This is a genomic window from Paenibacillus hamazuiensis (assembly GCF_023276405.1).
GTDB lineage: Bacteria > Bacillota > Bacilli > Paenibacillales > NBRC-103111 > Paenibacillus_AF > Paenibacillus_AF hamazuiensis.
In genome coordinates this window covers 2,272,443-2,297,314 of sequence record NZ_JALRMO010000001.1, presented here as the reverse complement: position 1 = coordinate 2,297,314, position 24,872 = coordinate 2,272,443, and the positions used below count along the sequence as shown (strand labels likewise).

Sequence of the window (24,872 nt, the reverse complement as noted above, 5' to 3'; positions counted from 1 at the left end):
TCTCTTTATTGGAGACGTGCAAAGAGCCGTACGATGGCGGCGTCCGGTCGAGGGAATTTTTGGGCTCAGCTTTTTTGCGATCTTGGGCACAATAAGGGACATACTTCCAGTGGCCCAGGAGATGCAGCTTATGGAAAAGACTCATTTGTCGAAGGAAGAATGCGCCAACATTTGGACCCACGGCGCGGCGGCCCTGCTAAGCGTCGTCGCGCTGGCGATGCTGCTTCAACAGGGCTTGCGGATCGGATCTTTCCGCCACATGGTCAGCTTCGGCGTATTTGGAGCGTCGCTTGTTCTTGTCTATAGTTCGTCGACATTGCTGCACCGCTACCAAAAAAACATACTGGAGCTGCTCGACCATGCCGCCATCTATCTGTTGATAGCTGCAACGCAGACGCCGTTTTTGCTCATCACGCTGCACGATCGGCGCAGCATGGCGCTGCTGGCGTTGGTATGGTCGCTGTCGCTCGCCGGCATCGCCGTCAAGGTGCGGACGTACCGCAGCGGCATCAGCGGCTCGGTGCTGTATTACGCAGCCGTTTGCTGGACCGCCGTCTTTGCCGTCCCGCCGCTGCATGACCGGCTCCCGCCGGCGGGCTTCGGGCTACTGCTCGGCGGCGTGCTGCTGTATATGTTCGGCGTTATCTTTTACATATGGCGCAAAATCCCGTATCATCACGCGATCTGGCACCTCTTCGTCGCGGCGGGCAGCGCCGCGCACTTTTTCGCGGTGCTGCGGTATGTGAGGTAGCTCCGTCTTGTCGCTTGGACTCGCTACATTTCGACGGCAAGCTCACCGGTTTCCGTATTTTTGACGACCAGCCTCGCTTCCGCAGCTGACCCTCCCGGGAGAGTCAGCTTCAGCTTGGCGGTCTTGCCTTTTTCGATCAGCGCCTTCACTTGGGCATCCGTCAAACTCCGTCCGTAGCTTTCTTTCCATATGACGAATTTGCAGCCTTCCTTGTAATGCGAGCAGCCGTACCCTTTGCGGCCCATGAAAATCGTGCCGCCGCAGCCGGAACGCGGACATTTGCCGATTACGCCCGGCGCGGCGGAGACGGAGGCGGCTGCCGTTTCCCGGCGGGCGGCATCCGCTGAGCTTACAGCGAGGGAACGGTTTCGGGCGGAGCCGGGTTCGCCGGCAGCGCTGGCCGAAGAGGCATTCCCTGCGCCTTCTCCTGAAGCGGCTGCAGCCCGACCGGCACTTCGACGCGAACCGGCTGCTTTACTTTGGAGTTCCCCTGCATCAGCCTCCTGGCGTCCCCCTCTGCCCCGCCCTTTCGAACCGCCCGACCTGGCAGGAGTTTCGCTCTCAAACGACGTTTTCGCCGCGCGAGATTGGACCCGCACCTTATCGACGATCATCGTCGCGAACTTTTTCACGTTTTCCATAAACTGGTTGTCTGACGCAGCTCCACGCGAAATTTCGTTCAAGCGGCGTTCCCACTGCCCGGTCATCTCCGGCGAAGTAAGCAGCTCGATGCCTGCGCCGCGGATCAGCTCGACGACAGTGCGGCCTTTTTGCGTGATCATGATCTTTTTACCCTGCATTTCGATATAACCGACCCGCTTTAGCCGCTCGATCGTCGCCGCGCGCGTAGCCGGCGTGCCGAGGCCCGAATCTTTCATCGCCTCGCGCAGCTCTTCATCTTCAATTTGCTTGCCCGCGCTTTCCATCGCTTTCAGCAGCGTGCCCTCCGTGTAATGCTTGGGCGGCTGGGTCTCCTTTTCCTTGACAACCGCATCGGCGCAGGATACCCCGGCATTCGGATTAACGAAGAAAGGCTCGCTCACCTCAATCTCCTCGTTTTCCTCTTCCTCCTTCTCCTTGCCCTTGCTTTTCGGCTTTTCCTTCTTCATGTCGGCGTAAATGACCTTCCAACCGAGACTGAGCAGCTCCTTGACCGTCGTTTTGAACGTTTCGCCTTCCACTTCGGTCAGCACCGTGTGCACCTTGTATTCCGCCGCCGGATAAAACTGCGACAAAAACCGGCGCACGATCAGGTCGTACAGCTTTTGCTCGTCCGGGTTCAGCCCGGAAGCTTTGCGGTTCGTCGGCAAAATCGCATGGTGGTCCTCCACCTTGGCCGGATTGCAGATGAATTTGTTACCGGTATGCACCAGGCTGCGGTTCGCGCCCTTAACCAACTCGTCATAGGCGGTACCCTGCAGGGCGGACAGCGCTTTATGCATTTCCGGAATGTTTTGCTCCGTCACGTAGTTGGAATTGGTCCGCGGGTACGAGATGACCTTATGTTTCTCGTACAGCGACTGAGCGATATCGAGCGTTTTTTTCGCGGAAAAGGCGTATCTGCCGTTCGCTTCGCGCTGTAGCAGCGTCAAATCGTACAGCTTGTTCGGGTACTCCTTCGTATCCTTCACCTCGTACGAGGCGATCCGGCCCGGCTTGCCCTTCACCTTGGCGGCGAGCGCCTGCGCTTTGGCCGGATCGGTGATCCGCTCTCCCTGCCACATCCCTTTGTACGACACGTCGCCCTGCTGCAGAAAGTGCCCCTCCAGCTCATAAAACTTGAGAGAAGAGAACGCTTCGATCTGTTTTTGCCGGTCGTAAATGAGGGCAAGCACCGGCGTCTGCACCCGGCCTACGGAGATGAGCACGTTATGTTTGGTCGTAAACGCCCGCGAGCCGTTCATGCCGATCAGCCAATCCGCCTCGCTGCGCGCCCGCGCCGCCTTCGTCAAGTTCTCGAATTCCGCGCCGTCCCTCAGCTCGGCAAACCCTTTGCGGATCGTCTCCGGCGTCAAGTCCGATATCCACAGACGTTTGACGGGATGCTTCAGCTTCTGATGGCGCTGGATCAGCGAAAAAATATGCTGCCCTTCGCGCCCGGCGTCGCATGCGTTAACGAGCATATCGCTCCGCTTGGCCAGTTCGGCGATCACCTTGAGCTGATCCTTCGTTTTCGGATTGGGCACGAGCTTGAACTGGTCGGGGATAATCGGCAAATCGGCGATGTTCCATTTTTTATATTTTTCATCGTAAGCGTCCGGCTCGGCCAGCTCGATCAAATGTCCGATCGCCCACGTGATGATATATTTTTCGCCTTCCAAATATGAACGGTGATTTTTTGCTTTAGGATCTATTGCGGCAGCGATATTCCGCCCCATATCCGGTTTTTCCGCAATAATGAGTGTTTTCAAAAGATCATCGCTCCTTGATTTCGCATTTCTTCGCCCATCTATTTTACCGATTTCCTTATGAAAAAGAAATCCCTAAAGAGTGTGTTCAAAAAGCGAGCGAAGGAGTTTAGGGGTATGCTGGAGGAGCGCCAGCGTTCGCCTTTGAGATCGTAAATAATCCACTTTATATTATTTAAAAAAATTTACGATCTCAAGAGTGACCGGAAGCATTCCCCTACTTCGAAGCGACGTACCTTTTTGAACACGCTCTTAAAGAAAAAACAAGAGACCGGACCGCCGTACGCGGCGGAAGATCCGGTCCCATTCTTTGGGCGCAGAGGTCAGACGGATAATTGTGAAAGATAACGTTCCTTCAAGATGTTCCGATGATGGATCTCATGTCCGGCAATGACGCATGCCGCGGCGCGAGCGGTCAATTTATTGTGATAAAGCTGTCCTTCCTTCAGCCACACCTCTTCCGGAAGACCTTGCAGAAGCAGTGCGGCGGAACGCCTTGTATAAATAAACTCGTCAAGCAAATCCCGCAGCGATATCCGGTCAAACTGCGCCTCGCGCACGAATTGTTCCTGCTCGTATCCGGGAAAAGTCAGGTTATCGCCGCGTGCGATGCGCAGCAGCCGGTAAGTCCATACCCGCTCGTTATCCGTGATGTGGCCGAGTACCTCCTTGATGCTCCATTTGCCCTCGGCGTAGCGGAATTCGGCTTGTTTTTCGTTGAGAGGCTCGAGCAGAGATACCAATTCATCGAGGTTGGAACGCAAAATATGCACGATGTTCCCCTCCGGAACCGCATTGACGTACATGCCGAAAATCGGTGCGTATTCGTTCGTTTGCGGACGAGCTTCCATAAAGTTTCTCCTCCTTTTTTATTCGGAAAAGCGATCATACACTAAGTTCTATATCGAAGTTGAAAATCCTTCCATTTCTCTTCGAAACTAATCGGACAATAGCTGCTCGAGCGAAACGGGAAATATCGGGCGAACCGACTCCAGAATGGCTTTAGCGTATTCCTGAGTTTCTTTTTGCGCATCATGCTCCAGTCTTTGCGCCAAAAAATGAGCGACCGATTGCAGCGAAGCCGTCCAATACCACCGTACATACATCCCGTATGCGGGAAGGAACAGGCGCGCCTGCTCCGCACAAATCCCGTCCGCCAAAGCCGCCTCGTATTTGGAAATTCCCTCCTCCACATACGCCATCAGTTCCCGCGTATGCTTCTCGCCAAGCTCCCACGCGATCGCGTCTCCGCTGCCTTGCTTGGAGTTTTCGGGCTGCGCTCTCAACTCGCCCGCTTTCGGGATATAGAAAGCCGGTTCCTCCGTAATATAACGGCGGCTGGATTCGTTCCACGCTTCCAGACTATCGCCGGTTCCTTCGTAATGAGCTGAACCGACGACATACTTCCACCACTGTCTGGCTACCATCAGCGGAGCGTAGACCTCGAATTGTGTCATCGCATGCCGAAACGGCGAGGTATGCCCTTCGCGTGCGAGAAACTTGATCAGCTTGACATCCCGTTCGCTTAACTCCAGCGATTGCTTGGCGTAAGATACACGGGCCGCATTTACGACAGTAAGGTCAGACCCCATATGGTCCACCAAACGCACATAACCGCGATCCAAAACTTTGATGATCGACATTTGAAAATCCCCCTTCGCTTAGTAAAGCCGTCTTGTGTAGCTTTCCTGCAGCCTTTGTGCGATGGAAGCGGCGTCCGCTCCCGGCAGATCGACATGATCTGCCAATATTTGAGCCGGATCGGGCAGCGTTTCTTTATCAGCCCAAGTTAGAGGATTCCATAATCCCGAGCGGATAACGCAATGGATGTAACACTCCTCGACTTCGATCCCGATTGTTTCAAGTGCTGTCTCCGCTTCCCTTCCCACACTTACATGACGAATATTGTACGTACTATTATGGTTTATTTTAGCACCTGTCTTGTAAATTGTCAGATTCGTGGGAGTATTGTGCCGGCAGCGATCAGGTCTTTGACCTGCCTGCCCGAATTGTCCCAATGAAGATGCTTGAATTTGATATCCGGGAACTTCTTTTTAATGAATTGGCCGGGTAAGACGGGTAAATGAACAGCTCATTATCCGGGGTTGTGAACCGTCTTGTCGGGAGACGTCTCCCCTTTTTTGTAGGAGCATAGGACTCTAATTTCTTCTCCAAATCCCTCGTCTACAGCCTGTTGTTTAATTGGTGCTATATGGTATACTACCAACAGAACGTGCGTTCGTTATCAATGGTTACGTAATAAAACGTACCAATACAGGAGGTAATAATGGTCTATGCTGCTCTGCTACGCGGGATCAACGTCGGCGGAAACAACAAAGTGGATATGAAAATACTTAAACAATCATTCGAACGAGCCGGTATGAAGAACGTCGTAACTTATATCAATTCGGGCAATATCATTTTTACAAATACCGAACATTCCAAAAATGATATAGCGCATATTCTCGAAGAAGCTATTCTGGAAACCTTCGGATTGCAAATCAAGGTACTGGTGCTTAGTTTGGAAGACATGAAAAAAGTGATGTCCTCGCTCCCCGATCAATGGACAAACGATGACAAAATGAGAAGCGACGTCCTTTTTTTATGGGAAGATATCAATGACGAATCCGTTCTTGAGAAGCTGACCTTCAAACCGGAGATTGAAACGGTGAAATACGCTCCAGGCGCGATTCTGTGGGCGATTGACAAAATAAACGTGACTAAAGGCAGCATGACAAAGTTGGTTGGTACGAAATTGTATCAACAAATGACGATCAGGAATGTAAATACGGCACGAAAAATATATGAGCTTATGTTGACAGCAGAAAAACATTTAATATAATGAATGTCGGACAAGTGGAAGTTACTGTATATTAGCGATAAAGACGAAGGCAGCCGTTCTGAATGATCGGCTGCCTTTTGCCATTCAGTTTAATTCTTTTTTCCATAAAGACCCCAATATTATTGAGTAAAAATGAATTGCGGATAGACGGAAGTATCGTCGCGAAGTACCAATGTCGAGGCTATCAAGGCAGAGTGGAATTGTTACCCGGAACCTTACCTCTACATCATAACGCATATTTGCCGCAAAAAACAGACTACCATTTTCTGTATGTCTGATTATAATAACAATCATCACATAAAACCGTTGGGAGATGATCTCTATGAACGTCGGAACTGCGCGTATGAAAGCGGCCGAATGGGTTATGCGGTATGCGAGCGGGGAGAGTTGGTTTCGGGGTGCCTATTTCAGCGGCTCTACGGTCGGGCTGCCGGACGAGGCGCAGCTGTCTGCGGCGTCGGACATCGATGTCGTGATCGCGACCGCGCATGCGGAACCGCCGCTCAAACCGGGGAAGTTCCGCTACGACGGCGTGCTAGTGGAGGCGACGTACTTATCTGCGAACCAGCTCTCCTCGGCCGAGGCAGTTCTCGAGTCTTACCATCTGGCAGGCAGCTTCCGTACGGATACGATCATCTCCGATCCTGCCGGACATCTGCGCACGCTGCAGCAGCAAGTGTCGCGCCGTTTCGCCGAGCGGTATTGGGTATACCGGAGATGTGAGAACGTCCGGCAAAAAATCGAAAACGGACTGCGGGCCATCGATACTTCAGCGCCGTTTCACGATTTGGTGACGTCATGGCTGTTTCCGACCGGGATAACGACCCATATGCTGCTTGTCGCCGCGCTCCGCAATCCCACCGTCCGGCTTCGTTACCTTGCCGCTCAAGATGTGCTTGACCGGTACGGCTTATCCGGATTCTATTCCGAGCTGCTGGAGCTTTTGGGCTGCGCCCGTATGACACCGGAACGGACCGACCATCATCTCGAGGGGCTCGCAAGCACGTTCGACGCCGCCGCATCAGCTGCCAAAACTCCGTTTTTCTTCAGCACGGACGTAACTCCGTCGTCCAGGCCCATCGCCATCGACGGCAGCCGCGAGCTTATCCTTTCCGGCCGCCACCGCGAAGCGGTGTTCTGGATGGTGGCAACCTTCGCCCGCTGCCATAAAATATTCGCCGCAGACGCACCCCATCTGCAAAAAGAACATGAACCGGCGTTCAAGGAGATCATGACCGACCTCGGCTTCTCCGCTGCCGACGACTACATCAGCCGCGCCGCAGATGTGAGCCGTTTCTTGCCCAGGCTTTGGACAATGACAGAAGCAATTATTTCCGCCAACCCTGATATTTCACAAGAAATATAGTTAATTGTACAAGCATGGCTATTCATGAAAGCATATTTTAACGCGAGGGGGTGGTATAACATGGCAGTCATTTTCAAACGAAATTTTACTTTGTCCGACCTTAGCAATGAGGATCTTATTTTCGACAAAAACTGGAAAAGGGTTTTCAGGAATGGCCGCGCAATCTATATTGCCACTAAAGATAACGCGTCGATCACTATTAATAGAATCGTAAAAGGAAAATTAATTCCGGTCGTCCTTCAAAAATTCAAAAAAGGAAAACGGGTTGTCGTCGTTGGCACAGCCGTTCACAACCCGCCGCATACGGTTAAACTTCTTTAATCACATCATTCTCTGCCCGCAAAAAATGAGGACCGTTACCGTGGTCCTCATTTTGCTATATGCAACGACTGCGAAACCACCCACCGTTACAACAGCTTCTTTGTATTACAGCAGTGCCGATTCGCGTGTACGCATCGTTCGTGCTGCGTCAAGCAGTTCCCGAACAAATCGCTCATGCCGGTCCAGCAGCGAGATGCACCGCTCCTGCAAGGAGGCGAGCTTTTGCCGCTGCACGGACAGGCCGATTTTGTACAGCTGCATTAACGCGGGCCTCCAGTCTTTGCGCAGCTCCTCCAGAGCTGCGGCCAGTTCGTCCATCCGTTCGAACCGGTGTCTATGCCGCGCCAGAAACCGACTAAAATATTCAAGCTGGTGGACGACACCGCCGATCCGCAAGCCGTAATACGCGTGTTTGCACATGTCCGTAAAAATACGGTCTTCCAGGTCGCTCAGATTGGCGAGGTTGTCCATCAGCGCCCGGTAAGCGGACATGCCCTGCCAGCGGCCACCGGGCAGCTCCCGGCCGCGAACGAACGCGTCCATCCGTGCGAGCGCTTCCTGAACCCGCCTCGGCTCGGGCAGCGGTTCGCGGCCTGGAGCGGCTTCGAACGAGGCGCAGCCGGTCAGCCCCTCCCGAAGCAAAGGGAGCGGAATCGCGCCGGAAAAGGTTTGCACGCTGCCGGCGTTATCGTAAAACGCCGTATCGGCGATGAAAGCCGCTTGCCGTACCTCATCCAGGCCGTGCAGCAGCACGATATGCTGGCGCGCGGACGCATCGCGAAACGCTTCGTGATATTCGATGACCGACGTGCGCAGGAACAAAACGGCAAGCCGCCCCGCCGCAAGCGTATCCCGGAGCGGCTCGATCGCATCGGCTCCGGATTCGACGTGAAGCGATATATGCGGCTGCATCCCGTACAGCTCGGCAAAACGCCGCAATATTTGTTCCCGGGAAGCGAGCCAAATCCGAAACGCCCCGCGTTCGTATTCCACATTCAAGCCGCCTGTTTGAAAATAAATATCCGCTTCGTCGGCCGTTTCCGCCGCTTCCGGGAGCTGATGCACCAAAACGTGCCTAAGCCCGGAAAACAGGCAGTGCACACCCGGTTCAATTTGTAATGCCTGCATTCCGACCGGAGTCATTGTATCTCTCCCTTCAAACCTCGCGAGATCATCCGGCCGATTGTTCCAATCGCTTGTATTTGTCGACCAACTGGTTTATCCGCCGAAGCGTCGAAACCTGTTCCGGGGTCAGATCGTCGTCCTCCACCGAAATGGAGAATGCCAGCTCAAGCTCCACAATCAGCTCCACGGCCACTACCGAGCTTAAATTGTACTCCAGCAGGCTCTCATCCGGATCGAGCCGTTCGAGCTCCGCCCTCTCCCGTTTCAGCACTTTCGCCAAAATATCGAGAATATGCAAATTCCCTGTCATCCCGCGACACCTCGCCCGTATCCAAGAAATATCTACCATCCACTACTTTTTTCCCGGCCAAAAGCTGCTGATGCCGCTTGAACTCGCTCCAGGCGGTGACCAGCGCTATCGCATCGGCACGCTGCGCCAGCTCTTCCATTGAAGCGGCATATTCGATCGGCAGCGCGTACGCCTTGCGAAAAGGCTCCATCGCAAGCGGATCGTACGCCACGATGCGGGTAAACCCGCGCTCCAGCAGCAGCTCGATGATCTCGCGGGAAACCGCTCCGCGCACATCGTCGCTCTCCGGCTTAAACGACAGCCCGAGTATGCCGACCGTCTCGGCTGGACGGCAAACCGCGGCAATTCGCTCCACGATGTTCCGTTTGATCGCATCGTTCACCGCAAAAACCTCGCGCAGCAGCGATCCCCGGTACCCGACCTGCGATGCATGATGGACCAAAGCCGCCGTATCCTTCGGCAGACAGTAGCCGCCGAAGCCGCAGCCGGGGAACACGTATTCCGTCATTTTCGCCGGCCGGCCGCTCCATCGTTTGTCTTCATGCAGCAGCCGGAACACCTCGGGAACGTCGATGTCCCCGGTTTTTTCGGCGATCATCGCCATTTCGTTGGAAAAGCTGATCAGCGTGGCGAGCAGCGCGTTCGAGCCGTATTTGACGAACTCGCCGGTAGCAGCGGAGACGCGATGGATCGGCACATCGAAGCCGGACGCATACAGCTCCGCCGTTCGCCGGCCGCCTTCGGCGTCGGCTTCCCCGATGACGATCCGGTCCGCTTCGATAAAGTCGCGCCACGCCGAGCCTTCCCGCAAAAACTCCGGGTTGTTGACGAGCCCCGCCGTCTCGCCGAGCCGAAAGCCGCTTCGTTCGATCATCGGTCCGATAAACCCGGCTGTCGTGCCGGGCGGTACGGTCGATTTGATCGCATGCACGCGAAACCGGTCCGGGGACAGCTGCTCCAGGCATGCCCGGACGGCTGCGATCAGATCGCTCAAATCCGTCGCTCCGTCAGGCCCGCTCGGCGTGCCGACGCAGTAAAAAATATAGTCGGCGGGCTGAACCGCATCCGCCAGCGTCTCGCACAGGACGAAACGCGAGCCGCCGTACAGCGCAAGATGCTCCGCAAGGTGCGGCTCGTGAAACGGGACGATCCCCTTGCGGTACAGCTCCCTCTTCGCCGCGTCCGCTTCATAGGCATATACGCTGCAGCCGAGCTTATGGGCAAGACCGAGCCCCGTTGTCAGGCCGACAAATCCTAACCCGATAATCGCGACATTGGTCATACCGGCAGCAGCTCCTTCCGCAAATAACGCAGGTAGCGGCGCACTCCCCGCTCGACGGAAATTTCCGGCCGAAAGCCGAGCGCCATCCGCGCTTTCGTAATGTCCGGGCAGCGGCGGTTCGGGTTGTCGGTCAAATAATCTTTTTCCTCCGAGACGATAAACCGCACTTCCCCGCCGTATCCCCACAGCTCCGCCGCCGCTTCCCGGTATATGTCGGCCAGCCGGCGCACCGAAATTTCCGGACGGTCCATTCCGATATTGAAGCAGCCGAACTCGTCGTGCGTGAGCACCCGCAAATATCCGTCAACCGCATCGGCGATATAGCAAAATGTCCGTGTCGGCCTCCCGTCCGAATAGATGACGACATCTTCGCCGCGCAGCACCGCCTGTGCGAAATCGGCGGGGACCCGCTTATCCGTGAGCGCCATGCCCGGTCCGTAGTTGTTGAACGGCCGCACGATGCGGATCGGCATGCCGTACGTCTGATGATACACGTAGCAAAGCGTCTCCCCCATCCGCTTCGACTCGTCGTAACAGGCGCGCGGACCGATGCTGGCGACATTGCCGAGATACGTTTCGGGCGTCGGGATCGCCTCCGGGGCCGGATCGCCGTACACCTCGCTGCTGGAGAAAAACAACAGCCCGTCAAGCGGGCGGTGCTTATAAAACTCCAGCAGACGGCGCAGTCCCAGCACGTTCGCTTCGATCGTTTCGACCGGGTATTTGCGGTAGTAGGAAGGCGATGCAATAGACGCCATATGGATAACGAAATCTGCGGATAAAGCGGAAGCCGCCTGCTCCAACTCATCCCGGGCGATATCGAACCGGTGAACTTCAACGTCTTCATGATGCCGCTCAAGTTCCTCCAGCCAGCGCGGCCGGCCGAAAAGAAACGTATCGAGCAGTATTAGCTTGCGGTATGGGAATCCTTTGCTTTTTAAATAAACGAAGCAGTTCGTCAAATAATATCCCAAAAAACCGCCGCAGCCCGTAATGACGATCGTTTTGTCCACAAACCGCTGCGCGCTGCCATTTTTGCCGAACACGTACTCCATGTCCTCGAGCATAATTTCGTTATCGATCACGGCCCGCACTCCCTTCCGTTTGGCCAGCGTTTCCAAGGCGCTTCGCCAGAAGCCCATAACGACTCCAAATAAATCTTGTCCCGCATCGTATCCATGCACTCCCAAAACCCTTTATGCCGATAAGCCATCAGCTCTCCATCCTCGGCAAGCCTTGTGAACACATCGCTCTCCAGCACCTCTTCGTCCCGGCTTACATATTTCAGAACCCCCGGCTCGAACACGAAAAATCCGCCGTTGATCCAGCTTTCCGTCTCCACCTTCTCCTTGAAGCGCACGACCTGATCGCCCGCCAAATCGACCGTACCAAACCGCGCCCGCGGTCTGACTAGCGTCAAAGTGGCAAGTTTGCCGTGTGACCTGTGAAAATCGAGCAGCCGCTTCAGATCGATGTCGCTTACGCCGTCCCCGTAAGTCATCATAAACGTGCCGCCGGCCAATCGGTCCCGCAGCCGGTGCATCCGGCCTCCCGTCATGCTGTGCAGCCCCGTATCGACGAGATGCACGGTCCAATCGAGAGGCCGGCGCTTCATGACATCGATCGAAGATTTTCCCATATGAAGGGTAAAATCACTCTGTAAGTACATATAGTTCAAAAAATACTGCTTCACCACCTCGGCTTTGTACCCGAGCGCGACGATAAATTCGTTGAAACCGTGCGCACTGTAAATGTTCATGATATGGCACAGCATCGGCAATCCGCCGATTTCCACCATCGGCTTCGGCTTCACCGTCGTTTCTTCGCCAAGCCGGGTGCCGAAGCCGCCGGCGAGCAGCACAACCTTGATCATCGTCATCACCGGCTTCTATATGGAATGGATTCTGCAGGCGCACTCGCGGATTTCCTCCAGCCAGCGCACCCGTTCAAACGATTCCCGAAGCAGCATATGCGGGGCCGGGCCAGGCTCCGGCTCCAGCAGCGCATCGCGGAAATACTTCAGCTGATTCTCGTAGTAATGCATCGGCTCGAACACGATGCTATCGAGCGGACGTCCATCATGATCCTCAACCTTGATCGTTATTTTGTACCTGCCGACATTCGCCCGGAAAAAATCGTTGATCGTCAAGACGGCGTGCTCCGTTTCCAGTACATGCCGGGTCCGGTACGGGCGTTCGAACGACGCGGCGAACGATGCCGACGTCCCGTCCGCATACGCGAGCGCCGCCTCGAACGTCCAGTCGCAGCCGCGCGGCCCGGCAAACTCGGAAGCGCCGCGAATGTCCCGGACGCGCGAGCGGTCCAAACCGGGCAGCAGCTGAACGAGCTGCAGCCAGTAGCAGCCGAGGTCGTTCCAGACGCCGCCGCCTTTTTCGGGAAAGCAGCGATAGTTACCCTCCGGCGGCGATTTGAACGGAATGAACATCTCGGTGTTCATCCGCAGCAGCCTGCCGTACGTTTGTTCATGCACGATCCGCGTCAGCTCGCGCTGCCACGGATGATGCCGGACCATCATCCCTTCGAGCACAATAACGCCGCTTCCGGCCAGCTCACGTTCCAGCATCGCGCATTCCCGCCCGTTTAACGCAAGCGGCTTTTCGACCAGCACATGCTTGCCCGCGCGTGCCGCTTTCAGCGCCCATTCCGCATGAAGCTCATTGCTCAGTGCGATGTAAACGGCGGCAGGCTGCGGACAGCCGATCAGCTCTTCGAGGCTGTCATAAACACGCGGCACGCCGAATTCCGCAGCCATCGCTTCCGCGCGGCTGCGCGTCCGGTTGGCGATGCCGCACACCCGCACGCCGCCGACGTAAGACAGCGGTTGGAAAATCGCGCGCCTTACAATATCCGCGCAGCCGGCGATGCCAAGTGAAATTTCCGCCATATTTCGGCCTCCGCTCCTAGATGTGCTTCAGCGACGATACCCCATGCAGATACAACACGTTGCATTTGGAGCAAGCGGGAGTAAGGCCGCTGTTGATCGTCTCCCGGATACGGTGATACGCTTCCGATTTCCAAATTTCGCTCAGGCTCGTCTCCTTCAGGTTGCCGACGGAAAACTCGGAGAAAAACTTGCAGGCGGAAACATTACCCGTCGGCGTGACATCGACCCGCGTCGCCAGCGCCAGGCAGTCAGTCGCGCAGCGGCTCGTCATCGCTTCGCCGGTGACGAATTTTTCGATCTCGTCGAACTCGAGGCCGGGCTGGTAGCGAAGGCGCATTGTCCAGACGCGCCCGTTGATTTTGCGCAGCTGCTCCATAAGCGGCGGCAGATGGTGCGGCTCGATTTTATACTTGAAGGCGTGCCAGCTGTTTTTTCGGTGATCGTCCAAAGATAGAAGCCAATCGAAATGCTCGGCGAAATAGTCGTCCATTTGCGCCGACGTTTCATGTGAGATGTACCAGGGGAAGGTCAGCAGCACAAGATCGATCCCCGTCTTTTCGAAGCTGTCCATCAGGTCGTACAAATAATAAATATTGGCGTTATTGATCACGCAATGAACGGAGATACGACCGCGGAAACGGCCTTCCCGGCGCAGCTCCAGCAGCGAATCGACCGCTTCCATCGTTTTGCGGAACGACCCTTTGCCGCGGATCAAATCGTGATCTTTCTCGAATCCTTCGACGGCGATGAGCAGCTCGAGATTTTCGGAAATATCGCAAAGCTGCTCCATATACTTATCCATCAGCAGGCCGTTCGTGCAAATCGTCGCCTCGCGCGGGTCCTCCTTCAGCATTTGCAAAATGTCGCCGAAACGGTGGTGGAACATCGGTTCTCCGCCCCACAAATACAGCCGGGATTTCACCTGCTTCGTATCGTCCAGCAGCTGCTTTACGATGGCAAGATCGATGTCGAGATTTTGCTCTTCCTTATCCATGTGCTGGTGGTAGCCGTCCTCGTTCCACTGGTAGCAGTGCTTGCAGCGCAGGTTGCAGCGGTTCGTCAGCTTGATGCCGATAAATTCGGGCAGCTCGGTCTTATATGTCAAGCTGCCGGCACGCTTGCGCATCGGAACGACGGCATTGCGAATCGTTCTTTTGAGAATGTCGAACGATTTTTCGTCCATCTTGATCCTTGTTTTCGGCTGCATTCAGGTCCCTCCTTCTTACAATTAAGAAGATTTGCTACATCCGCGGCTTCTCGTTGTAATACAGGCAGCAGCCGGGGCAAATCGGGAACAGCGTTTTGCGCAAATAATCGCGGTATTCCTTGTATTTCTGCCCGTTCCATATGTTCGTAATGCTCGCCTCATACACGTTGCCGAGCGTCAGATCGTAAAAGTTGTGGCAGGAGGTCACGTCCCCGCGCGCGTTGATCTCGGCGCTGATCCACGGAAACACGCAGCGCTTTTTCATGTTGGTAACCTTGGACCAGTTGGCGCTGAAGTAATGGCGGATGTTTTCCTCGCTGATAACTTTGGGATAAGCGTTGAAATATTTGCCCTGCTCCAGGCAATACCGCTCAATCCTCTTCAGCTGGCCGGCCAGCAAAGCCGCATCGATCTCCCGGAACCGCTCGGGATCGGCGATAAACCCTCTGGCGATCGGCGCCGAATCGATCTCGAAATGATGCTTCAGCACATAAGCGTATTGATCGTACCTTTCCTGAGTAACGTACTGCTGCAGCTCCACGCTGATGCAGTCGAGCATCGACAGGTCGAGGCTTTCGAAATAAAACCGGTCCAGATGCCGGTAATTGGTCGGGGTCACCGCGGTGCTGATGCCGATTTTCGGGTATTCGCTCCCCCTTGCCTCGCGCAGCTCATACAGCGTCCGGATGCCCTTCATCGCCTTGGCGAAAACGCCGGCCCCCCGCTGCGCATCGTTGATCTCCTCCGGCCCGTCGAGCGATACCCATACCCGCTCGGGCGGATATGCCATGATCATTTCCGCATTGCGCTCCAGCAGCGTACCGTTCGTCGGAAAATGCACCTTGCTGCCGTGCCGGTGAATGAGCTCCAGCACCTCGTCGAACCACGGATACAGCAGCGGCTCTCCGCCGTACAGCTCATAATAAGGCTGCATCGGACTGCAGTCCTCGATAATTTGCCGGACAACGCTCAGATCGAGCTTTTTCAGCTCCGGCTTTTCCTTGTACGATCCGCTTTCGCCCCACTCGAAGCACATTTTGCAGCGCAGGTTGCACGTTTCGATCAGCTGCAGAAATACCCATTTCGGCGCACTCAGATCGAGCCCCGGTGCGGAAGCCGGCGCGGCATTCGCTTTTGCCAACATAAACGATCCCTCCTTTCGACTAACCGATTCTCCCGATCAGATCCTCCGTATAATTGCGGGCCTCCGCCTTTCGCTGCAAAAGCCGCCTGTGTACAGGCTCGAGCAGCTCCTCGGAGAAACCCGACTCCTTCCACGTTTCATAAGAAATGCCGAGCCCGTTCGCCTCCCACACCGCTGCATTTTGCTTCTCGTGTGCGCCGAACGGCTCGAGCATGATCACCGGCGTCGCCGACGACAGCGAATCCATCAGCGTTCCCGCCCCCGGCTTGCTGACGATCGCCTTCGCCCGGCGGATCACCTCGTACAGTCCGTGATGCGAAGGCAAATTCGCATAGACCGGCGGTTCCTCCGGCTTGATCTGCCCGAACAGCGGGAACTCGTGCTCCCCCGACCGCCCCTTGCGCCAGGCGACCCACTGCGGGTCATTCATGTAATACCGGTTTCCCGGCTTTTGCGCGAGCGCCTCTTCCAGCTCATACGCGACGATATCAAGCGCCAGTCCGTGCTGCTCGAGCTCGGGGATTTTTCCCTGATAGGTGCCCATCCCCCAGCCACCGCCATGGACGACGTACCGCGACGGCCTTTGCGCCAGCGGAATTTCTTCCTCATCCCCCACCTGAATGTAGAAAGGGATCGTCCTTTCCCTCGCGTCGTAAAGCCATACGTCCCGGTAGCGCGCGTTATAGTCCGGATTGAATTTCTTCAGTCCTTTCCAGGACGGCGACAAATCCGAATCGACATACAGCAGATCAACCTGGAGCTCGGCCAAGGCGCCAAGCTTCTCCCTGTACATATCCAAAATGTAAATCCAGTGCCCGGATAACGATATAAAATGCCTGCGCCTTTCCTCCGCCCACTGCCCCAGCAACCGGTCCACCTGCGCGAAATCGATGCTGTCGCGAATGTCCTTCGGAATTTTTGTAGCGACGAGAGCAACCGCAAAATTATCGTGGTACGCCTTTTTGCTGTCCAAAATTTTGTCCTGCTTGTCTTGCACCATATATGTTTCGAAAACGAGCACTTCGGTGGCGAAGCCGCGCCGCCGCAATTGGTGGCTGACGATCAGCCCCGGATTGTAAAAGCCGAGCCCGAAGCCGGAACAAAGCACGGTTACGATGTTCGGATTCAACGTCTCCCCTTCCTTTCCGCTTAAATCACGCCATTCAATTCGATAAAACGATACCAAGCGATGCAATCAGCTGCTTAAACTGCGCATCCAGCCTGCTTCGCTTAGCGGCATCGTCCGCCACGACGGATACGTACAATCTGGCTTTGCTTCGTTTGCCCTCCCGCTGGTTGACGCCAAACGTGTTCGCGCTGAGCGGAAATACGCCTCCATCCCGTTCCGGGCGGTAAAGGAGATGTTCGCGCTCCAACGCCGCAAGCAGATGCACAAAGGGCAGCTCACCGGGGCAAACCAGGGACAGATAGGTCAGGTTGCCCGTGAGCGATCTTTCCGCCAAATAACGATCCAGCTGATTTTTGATCAAGCTCATCGATTTTCTCGCATTGATTTCGACGATCGGGACAAGCGAACCGTCCTTCAGCTCCATCGAGTCGACGCACACGTGGCCGAAATAACCGCTTTCATGAAGACAGCGGGCCGTTTCGCGCATCAGCCGGAAATACCCGGCCTGCTCGAGTTTTTCCAGAAAGGCGGGGCTGGCACTGACCGAGCCTTGATAAGCAAAATCGGAATTGACGACCTGCTGCACGGAAATGAACCGATAATCGCCGTCTTCATCCACGTAAAACTGGCATGAGAAATCGTTCTCTTTCGCGAGAAGCGGCTCCAGGATGAACAAAACCGCTTTTCCCTGCCGTTCCTGCCCGGCTATGTAGGACGCGATCCGCTCCAACACGCCTTCCGTCTGCACGAGCAGGTTGCCTTTGCCCGATACGCCGAACGTATCTTTGATCAGAAGCGGTCCGGTCATCAGCATTTCCTCGCCGATCTCCTGCAGCTCCCGGTGGCTCGTGACGATCCGGCTGACGTTCGGCAGGCCGAGCCGATCCTTAAGTCTTGTCGAATATAATTTCGAATTGACATTGCGAATCGTATCCATCTCCGGCGCGCGGCTCTGCAGCGCGAAACGCGAACATAATTCGTCCATTCCGTCCAAAACGGCAAAGGCATCGATGGTGTATTTTTCTTGAAGAAATTGATGGATACTCTGTGAGGAAGAGGATGCGAGCAATCGTTTGAACACATTCGGTTCGAAAGCTCCGGAAGAATCTTGATGATCGTCGAGGTTCCATTCGTTCGTCGTAAAATCAAACCCGAGCCCGCGCAAATAATCGACGTGCGCCGGGTCCATCCGATAGCGCGTCAAAAGCGCGTCGCCCTTGCGGCAAAACAAAAACAGCAGCTCATCCATCGCATGGACGATCCGGCGCGATTGCGGATCCGGCACCGCCGGCAGCTTCGCCAGCACCTCGTCCCGCCAAAGCGTCTCCGCGTCAAACGTCCCTAGCAGCAGCGCTTTGGCTGCAGCCGTCCCGGTCATACGTGCTGCGCCTGGATGAATTCGCAAAAACGTTCGATCGATTGCAGATGCTCCATGTCGAATTGATCGAAATCGATCTCGATGCCGAATTCATCTTCAATGCGAAGAATGAAATTGATGAGCTGCAGCGAGTCAAGGCCCGCGTCGTTCAGCACGTCGGAGGATGCGGTGAGCCGCCCGGCCAAGTCCGGCTCGTTTTTGATCTCGCAGATGATCGAAATTACTTTTTCATGTATCATACCTAAATCCACTCCTTCGGCAATGAGGATCATTTCGGCGCGTCTGCGGTTTTTTCGATCACGGCCAAAATGTCGGTCTGCGGGTATTTCAAATTGTAGTTGGTCATGTGGGGCTGCCTGACGTCGGTGATGGAGACGAGCCGAAGGCTTTCCGAAAGCGAGTCGGCCAAATGCTTCACGAAAGCGGGCTTCGTGAACCTCCAGATGACCCCGTCGATCGACGAGTTGGCCATGTAGCCGGCGTTCATCTGCTTTCCGGAGCCTTCCTCCTGCAAAATGACCGGATCGGCAATCCAGATCTGCCCACCATCCTTGAGCAGCCGGGCGCATTCCTTGAACGCTTTTTTATGGTGGCGAATGTGGTGAAAGCAGCGGGCGAACACGATGATGTCGAAGCTTTCGTCTTCCAGGGGTACATCGTAAATGCCGGAATGCACGGTGTTCTGGTACCTGCCCTTTTTCAAGCCGTACTGCAGGTAACGTTCGTTGATGTCGAGGTTGACGAACTCGGCGCCGCCCATATGCCGCGCCCATTTGTTGAGCAGGCCGGTACCGCAGCCGACCTGCAGCACCTTCCCCTCCATCGGCGGAAAAAACCGATACACCGACGTCGGATGCGGAAAATTGAGCACATACATGGACAGCTCGTACAGAAGCGGATGCTTCTCGATCAGGCGGACAAGCTTGCTGACGTAAAACGGATTTTTCTTCGTCTGCCTGCTGAAATCCCGTTTGTTCCAAAAGTAATAAAACGGGTACAGCAAAGCATAGTAAACGACGTACACCGCTTCCAGACATTTGATCAAGACCGGATTGTTGCGATGGTCCATCCGATGGGCGACTCCCAATTGCTGCAAGTCCCGATCCAGCTCCAAGCTTTTCTTTCACCTCCTACGGAGAAATCCATTTTTTCCGCACTCAGCATATTTATGGCAACCGCTGCGGTAAAATGATCATATTCCAGGAACGATATGCGCGCAATGTAAATATTTTGTAAACAGCCGTTTTTGGAATGTGCACTTTTTTGCACACCCAGTACAAATTCGCAGCGAAGCGAAATTGCCGGCTTTTAGCTGGCCGCGACAGTTTTCTTTTGATGCTGCAAACGGCTCATGCGTTCGTATAGTCCGCCCAGTACGAGCAGCTCGCTGTGCGTTCCTCTTTCCACGACCTTGCCTTCGTCGATCACATAGATCATATCGGCGTTCTCGACCGTCGAAAGCCGGTGAGCGATGACGAGTGTCGTCCTGCCTTCCATCAGCCCGTGCAAAGCTTGCTGCACCATCAGCTCCGATTCCGAATCCAGCGACGATGTCGCCTCGTCGAGCAGCAGGATCGGCGCGTCCTTGAGCAGCGCGCGGGCAATGGCGATGCGCTGGCGTTGTCCCCCGGACAGCTTGGTGCCCCGCTCGCCGACATGGGTCCGGTATCCTTGCGGCAGCTCCACGATGAAATCGTGGGCGAATGCGGCTTTGGCCGCAGCCCGCACCTCCTCGTCGCTGGCGCCCGGCCTGCCGTGCCGAATATTTTCCTCCAGCGTTCCGTCGAAAATATACGCATCCTGCGGCACATAGGCAATGCGCCTGCGCAGCTCCTGCATATCGCTCTTCCCCAGCGGCATGCCGGCGATCGTTATCGCGCCGCCGTCCGGCGGGTAAAAGCCAAGCAGCAGCTTGACGATCGTGCTTTTGCCTCCCCCGCTAGGACCGACCAAGGCAATCGTTTGTCCTTGCTCCGCGGTAAGCGTAATGCCGTCCAGCACTTTTTTCCCGGGATCGTAGCTGAAGCTGACGTCCCGCAAAACGATCGCTTCGCGGCCCTCTTCGTCAGCAGCGGCAGCGGCATTGCGGCAGCATTCCGCTTCCGTCGGTTCGCCAAGCATTGCAAACACGCGTCCGGATCCGGCCAAAGCCGTTTGCATCTCCGGAATGTAGGCGGCCACCTCAAGAAAAGCCGAATTCAGCCTGCCCTGCAGATGGATGATCGCAAACAGCGTACCGAAGCTGACGAAACCGCGGCCAGCCAAAAAAGCTCCGACGGTCAGGAGGCCGATGCTGCTCGCCATGCCCAGCATATGATTGGTGCTGCCGAGCAGCGCCGTCAGACGATAACGTTCGATCCGGTGCCGTGTCGATTCCTCGTTGACTGCGGTGAAGCGGCTTCTGACAAGCCTTTCTCCCTGGAACAGACGGATGGCCGAGTACCCTGCCAGCACATCGATCAGCCGTGCGTTGAGCGTGCTTATGCTCGTCTGTATCCGGTCGCTGGCCCGTCTGACGGGAGCCGCAAACCTCACGTTGACGGCAACCGACACGAAGTTCAGCACAACCAAAGCGGAGGAAATGCGCCAGTCCAGCACAAACATCGGCACTGCTGCGGCCGTTCCGTATATGATCGGATAAATGAGCCGGCGCAACCTGCCGGTATACAGCCCGTTCATCGTCCCGATATCGCTTGTCAGCAGCGTCAGCATATGGCTCGAATGATACTTCTCGAAATAGCGCACCGGCAGATGGCCGCGATGCTGAAACAGCGCCGATCGCGTTTCCCTCGCCGTTTGATGGGCACAGCGGTTGTACATGTATTGAAACCGCGGAATCAGCGCGATCAAAAGCACGCACACAGCGAGCAGCAGCAAAATTCCGTAGACCAGCGGGCCCGCCGTTTTTTGCGCCGCTGCGTCGGCAATGAATTTCAGCGTATAAGCCTGAGCGACTGCAATGCACGACGACAGCACGGACATGCCGATCATGCCGGTCAAATACGGTACCATACGCGGCTTCATGTAGCTCATCGTGCGGAAAAATTCACCGTTTGCAAGCCGCCTCGCGTTCATCGGCGTTCCCCCCTTCCGATTCGGCAATCTGGTTTACGTACAGGTTCGTATACAAGCCGTTTCTTGCAAGCAGCTCTTCGTGTGTGCCTCTTTCGGCGATAACGCCTTGATGCAGCACCATGACCTCGTCGGCCGAGCGGATCGTGGACAGTCTGTGAGCGATCACGAGTACGGTGCGTCCTTTCGTGATGCGAAGAAACGCCTCCTGAACATACGTTTCCGACTCCGCGTCGAGCGCAGAGGTAGGTTCGTCAAGCAGCAGGATCGGCGCATCTTTCAGCACGGCGCGTGCCAGCGACAGCCGCTGTTTTTCCCCTCCGGACAGCGTGCTGCCTCTTTCACCGACCATGCTTTGGTAACCTTCGGGCAGCTTCATAATAAATTCGTGGGCATAAGCCGCTTTCGCCGCTTCGATGATTTCGTCCAGCGTCGCGCCGGGCCTTCCGAGCGCTATGTTTTCCGCCACCGTCATCGGAAACAAGACAGCCTCCTGGGAAACGAGCGAAATGTACGAACGTGCCGCGGCCAGATCCCATGCTTGCAAATCTTTGCCGTACAGTTCGACTGCCCCCCGCTGCGGCTCATAAAAACCGCAAATCAGCTTCAATATCGTACTTTTGCCGCCGCCGCTCGCTCCGACCAGGGCTGTCATTTTATGGGCCGGAATCGTAAAACTGACATCGGCCAGCACGGGAGCATCCGGATTATAAGCGAAAGCGACTCGATGAAAAGCGATGGCCGACTTAGAGGCGGACGCCTTACATACGTCTCCGTTCGTACGTTCAACGGGAAGATCCAGGATTTCAAACAACCGCTTGGCCGCGACCATCGTTTGCCGGAATGCGGCGATTTGACCGGGAACCATCGCCAGCGGCTCGGTCAGAAACTGCAGCAAATAAACGAACGCAAACAAACTGCCGGCCGACAGCTGCCCCTTCACTGCGAGATACCCGCCTAACAAGGCGCAGCACAAGAAAGGGATGAGGCGGATCGTCATGTTATACGGCGCCAGATTCGCCAGCTGCTTCTGTTCCTTTAACCTGAATTCCAAAATATCTCCGGTCACACCGTTATATTTTTGCTGCATCAGCTGCGTTAAATTAAACGCTTTTTCCACATAAACGCCGCTCACCGCATCGACGGCGACGGCCGCTGCTCTGCTTTCTCCTTCCTGCGCCTTTTTCGTGAATTCGTTGATCGGGCGGCTTACCTTGTTCGCCAAGTGAATCGTCAGCGGAATCAGCACCATCGCAGCTGCCAGCAGCATCCAATTGAGCCACAGCAAATAAGCGAACGTGCCGATGAAAACAAGCGGGCGATAGACGGCTTCGGACAAGCTGCTTTCAAAATAAGATTGCAGCATCATCACATCGTTGTTCATCCTGGAGACAAAATCCCCCGAATGGCGTTTTTCCAGCTCCCTTGCAGGCAGGCTTGCGATATGATTGCCCACGGTTTCCCTAATATCCCGCAATGCCAGCGAGCTGAATCTTCCCGCGCCGTATTTCATTACATATTTCGCGGCAACCGTGACGACCGTCAGAACGATAACCTGCAAAATCATTGCGTAAAATTCGGTCAAGCCGCCGAATCCTTTGTCGGTCACTTCGCGAATCAGGTTTCCGGCCAGCATGTCCGCAACCGCGTTGACCAGAGAAGCCGCGATGGTCAGCAGGAGCCATAGACGAAAAGGTCTCGCGAAGGAGAGCAGCTTCCAAAAAACGTTTTCTTGCTTTGCATCCGTTCGTAACACCCTTTCCGCTTCCGTCCCGCCAGCCATCTCCTCACGCTCCTTTGCTTCTTTGAATCATGAATTGCCAAAACCAATCCGCTCTGCGGACTCCCGGCAGCGGGCTTTGATTTGCACAAGCACTTCCGACAAAATAGCGGTCTCCGCCGCGGCCATGTGCCTCATCCGCTCAAGTATGCGCTGCAGGCAAGCTTTATCCCCGGTTTTCGTATACTTGAAAAAAGTGCTGCGAATGATGAAAGCGCCGTCTTCAATTGCGGAGTAACCTTCGATCATATGATCGGAGGCTGCGGCGTATTCTTTCTCGCGCAAATATCGGAGCAGCTTGCCGATGCATTTTTTATGCTCCCATAACACCTGAAAAGGAAGCACGTTATTCCCGGCCTGCTCTTCGAGCAGCAAATGCAAATAATGCTCCAAATGATCGTATACGCGGATGCCGTACACGACATCGGCGGTGTGGATAAGCGGGTGGTCCTGGAACTGAATCGTCAGCTCGGCATGATTCGTCCCGGTCACATAATCCTCCAGCAGTCGCTGAACGACGTTCAGGTTGAAGACATATTTGGGCTTGCTCACCGGCTTCAGCATCCAGATGCGCTGCGCTCTTCCGCCGGGCACCTCGCTCAAAAACGACTGCCTCATTTCGGCAAAACTTAACGTGAGGCTTTCGAACCGGTTATTCGTCGTATACGAGTAATCCATGATGTGAATGATTTCCTGCTCCCGGTCAAAGCCGTACGCCAGGAAACCGCTTACACGATGATGCTGCATGTAGCTGTTACAGTGCGGCAAATAATACTGATCTCCTTCGATCGGCACGTATTTGTCCTGTTCGATGCAGCGGATGATCACCTCGATCGGATCCGCAAACGGACCGATCACCGTCCGGTCCGTCCGCTGCACCGTAACAAACGGGTTGTTCGGACGGTTCATGACCGTATCGAGTAAATAAAAGTCCAGCCAGTGCACATCCTGCAAATATTTACGGGTGTAAAGCTGAATGTAGTTGCTCAGGATCCAGGGCTCGCTTTCCTCGAAAAGCGATATGATCGACAGCGGCATCGCATGATGCTTATAGCCGTCAATAAACGGCTGCTTGATCGGCAGCTTCTTGGCGTTCATCAGTTCCCTCCCCATTCGGCAGATTAGGGTCAGCAATTGTCCGTCCCCTTAACACAACTATAGGTTAAGGGGCTTTTTTCCATCAATAGGACTTTTTTGCACAGCGTTTTTGCCCCCTAAATCTGCGAAGTCCCCCCTAAATCCCCCCACCGGGGGGACCCCAGGCTTCCGAAGCAGGCTTTGCTCCGCAAAGCCCTCAAGGCGCCCCAAGCGCCCTGGACCCGCCCGCCTGAAGTTACTGCTCGCTGCTAGAGTCGCGTTTGTCGGGCATGGATTTGGGGCTGTTTCGCCCAAATCCTATGCCCGACACGCTATACTTTGGGAGCGAGTGACGTGAAGTTACTAATGTGCCTCGGGCCCGCGATTGTCTGCCATGGTTTGCTGACGCAAACCGATGGCAGACACGCTTAACCGCTCGCTTATAAGGCGATATTTCTAAACTTCCAATGATTATCGTACTTACCTGCCACCGGGGATGAAGCAAATTGAATATGATGAGATTCTAACGGTTGTCACAGAGGTTATTGAGGGCAAATTAGGGATATTTAAATTCTGATATGAACGTGACCTGTCAAGTAGTTTGTATAGGGCACGCAAGATATTTTTCGTACAAAAGCGAAGTGATCCTCGGAAGCTTATTCCAGGTTCGTTTGGGGGGAGCAACGGTTATCCACAAAGAAAACCCGCTATAATTTCCTGAACTCCCAAACTGCAAAAAAAGCAGCTGCCCGGTAATTGGGCATGCTGCTTTCAA

At 55.1% G+C, this 24,872-nt stretch carries 22 protein-coding genes; 4 read left to right on the top strand and 18 right to left on the bottom strand.

Annotated elements, in window-relative coordinates:
• The first annotated feature begins 130 nt into the window (after positions 1-130).
• The gene (gene trhA / locus MYS68_RS10075; RefSeq protein WP_248925715.1) at positions 131-751 is read left to right on the top strand and encodes a PAQR family membrane homeostasis protein TrhA; all 621 of its coding nucleotides are present in this window, start codon (positions 131-133) and stop codon (positions 749-751) included.
• 23 nt (positions 752-774) lie between these two features.
• On the opposite strand, the gene MYS68_RS10070 is transcribed toward trhA, so the two are convergent.
• From MYS68_RS10070 to thyX, 3 genes are all read right to left on the bottom strand, one after another.
• Complete coding sequence (locus tag MYS68_RS10070) at positions 775-3,162, bottom strand: type IA DNA topoisomerase (protein ID WP_248925714.1); 2,388 nt, start codon at positions 3,160-3,162, stop codon at positions 775-777.
• A 320-nt stretch (positions 3,163-3,482) separates the two neighbouring features.
• Positions 3,483-4,010, bottom strand: a complete 528-nt coding sequence (locus MYS68_RS10065; RefSeq protein WP_248925713.1) for a DinB family protein — start codon at positions 4,008-4,010, stop codon at positions 3,483-3,485.
• Positions 4,011-4,097: 87 nt separating this feature from the next.
• Positions 4,098-4,802: an FAD-dependent thymidylate synthase gene (gene thyX / locus MYS68_RS10060; protein ID WP_248925712.1), complete on the bottom strand. Its 705-nt coding sequence runs from the start codon at positions 4,800-4,802 to the stop codon at positions 4,098-4,100.
• Between the two features lie 644 nt (positions 4,803-5,446).
• On the opposite strand from thyX, the gene MYS68_RS10055 reads away from it, so the two are divergent.
• The 3 genes from MYS68_RS10055 (at position 5,447) to MYS68_RS10045 (ending at position 7,688) form a co-directional block, all read left to right on the top strand.
• On the top strand, positions 5,447-6,001 hold the full coding sequence (locus MYS68_RS10055; protein WP_248925711.1) for a DUF1697 domain-containing protein: 555 nt from the start codon (positions 5,447-5,449) through the stop codon (positions 5,999-6,001).
• A gap of 322 nt (positions 6,002-6,323) precedes the next feature.
• A complete protein-coding gene (locus MYS68_RS10050) occupies positions 6,324-7,367 on the top strand; it encodes a hypothetical protein (RefSeq protein WP_248925710.1) in 1,044 nt (347 codons plus the stop codon).
• 60 nt (positions 7,368-7,427) lie between these two features.
• On the top strand, positions 7,428-7,688 hold the full coding sequence (locus tag MYS68_RS10045; protein ID WP_248925709.1) for a hypothetical protein: 261 nt from the start codon (positions 7,428-7,430) through the stop codon (positions 7,686-7,688).
• A gap of 105 nt (positions 7,689-7,793) precedes the next feature.
• On the opposite strand, the gene MYS68_RS10040 is transcribed toward MYS68_RS10045, so the two are convergent.
• The 15 genes from MYS68_RS10040 to MYS68_RS09970 all read right to left on the bottom strand — a co-directional run bounded on the left by MYS68_RS10040 (position 7,794) and on the right by MYS68_RS09970 (position 24,118).
• Positions 7,794-8,831, bottom strand: coding sequence for a BtrH N-terminal domain-containing protein (locus tag MYS68_RS10040; RefSeq protein ID WP_248925708.1), 1,038 nt, complete (start codon positions 8,829-8,831; stop codon positions 7,794-7,796).
• A gap of 28 nt (positions 8,832-8,859) precedes the next feature.
• The gene (locus tag MYS68_RS10035; RefSeq protein ID WP_248925707.1) at positions 8,860-9,123 is read right to left on the bottom strand and encodes an acyl carrier protein; all 264 of its coding nucleotides are present in this window, start codon (positions 9,121-9,123) and stop codon (positions 8,860-8,862) included.
• Positions 9,038-10,405 carry a UDP-glucose dehydrogenase family protein gene (locus MYS68_RS10030; protein WP_248925706.1) on the bottom strand — a complete coding sequence of 456 codons (1,368 nt, stop codon included), beginning with the start codon at positions 10,403-10,405 and terminating at the stop codon, positions 9,038-9,040. The genes MYS68_RS10035 and MYS68_RS10030 overlap by 86 nt, the downstream gene beginning before the upstream one ends.
• Positions 10,402-11,547 carry an NAD-dependent epimerase/dehydratase family protein gene (locus tag MYS68_RS10025; RefSeq protein ID WP_248925705.1) on the bottom strand — a complete coding sequence of 382 codons (1,146 nt, stop codon included), beginning with the start codon at positions 11,545-11,547 and terminating at the stop codon, positions 10,402-10,404. The genes MYS68_RS10030 and MYS68_RS10025 overlap by 4 nt, the downstream gene beginning before the upstream one ends.
• A complete protein-coding gene (gene rfbF, locus MYS68_RS10020) occupies positions 11,487-12,278 on the bottom strand; it encodes a glucose-1-phosphate cytidylyltransferase (RefSeq protein WP_275983812.1) in 792 nt (263 codons plus the stop codon). The genes MYS68_RS10025 and rfbF overlap by 61 nt, the downstream gene beginning before the upstream one ends.
• 15 nt (positions 12,279-12,293) lie before the next feature.
• Positions 12,294-13,310, bottom strand: a complete 1,017-nt coding sequence (locus MYS68_RS10015; RefSeq protein ID WP_248925704.1) for a Gfo/Idh/MocA family protein — start codon at positions 13,308-13,310, stop codon at positions 12,294-12,296.
• 16 nt (positions 13,311-13,326) lie between these two features.
• A complete protein-coding gene (locus MYS68_RS10010; protein ID WP_248925703.1) occupies positions 13,327-14,517 on the bottom strand; it encodes a radical SAM/SPASM domain-containing protein in 1,191 nt (396 codons plus the stop codon).
• A gap of 34 nt (positions 14,518-14,551) precedes the next feature.
• Positions 14,552-15,661 (bottom strand): radical SAM/SPASM domain-containing protein, encoded by a 1,110-nt coding sequence (locus MYS68_RS10005; protein WP_248925702.1) that lies wholly within the window; start codon positions 15,659-15,661, stop codon positions 14,552-14,554.
• Between the two features lie 19 nt (positions 15,662-15,680).
• The gene (locus MYS68_RS10000) at positions 15,681-16,790 is read right to left on the bottom strand and encodes a glycosyltransferase family protein (RefSeq protein WP_248925701.1); all 1,110 of its coding nucleotides are present in this window, start codon (positions 16,788-16,790) and stop codon (positions 15,681-15,683) included.
• 34 nt (positions 16,791-16,824) lie between these two features.
• Positions 16,825-18,168, bottom strand: a complete 1,344-nt coding sequence (locus MYS68_RS09995; protein WP_248925700.1) for an ATP-grasp domain-containing protein — start codon at positions 18,166-18,168, stop codon at positions 16,825-16,827.
• On the bottom strand, positions 18,165-18,404 hold the full coding sequence (locus tag MYS68_RS09990) for an acyl carrier protein (RefSeq protein WP_248930865.1): 240 nt from the start codon (positions 18,402-18,404) through the stop codon (positions 18,165-18,167). Before MYS68_RS09990 ends, MYS68_RS09995 begins: the two co-directional genes overlap by 4 nt.
• Before the next feature lie 32 nt (positions 18,405-18,436).
• Positions 18,437-19,282, bottom strand: a complete 846-nt coding sequence (locus MYS68_RS09985) for a class I SAM-dependent methyltransferase (RefSeq protein ID WP_248925699.1) — start codon at positions 19,280-19,282, stop codon at positions 18,437-18,439.
• Between the two features lie 194 nt (positions 19,283-19,476).
• Positions 19,477-21,243, bottom strand: a complete 1,767-nt coding sequence (locus MYS68_RS09980) for an ABC transporter ATP-binding protein (RefSeq protein WP_248925698.1) — start codon at positions 21,241-21,243, stop codon at positions 19,477-19,479.
• Positions 21,215-23,023: an ABC transporter ATP-binding protein gene (locus MYS68_RS09975; RefSeq protein ID WP_248925697.1), complete on the bottom strand. Its 1,809-nt coding sequence runs from the start codon at positions 23,021-23,023 to the stop codon at positions 21,215-21,217. The genes MYS68_RS09980 and MYS68_RS09975 overlap by 29 nt, the downstream gene beginning before the upstream one ends.
• 27 nt (positions 23,024-23,050) lie before the next feature.
• Positions 23,051-24,118 (bottom strand): hypothetical protein, encoded by a 1,068-nt coding sequence (locus MYS68_RS09970; RefSeq protein WP_248925696.1) that lies wholly within the window; start codon positions 24,116-24,118, stop codon positions 23,051-23,053.
• Between the last annotated feature and the right edge of the window lie 754 nt (positions 24,119-24,872).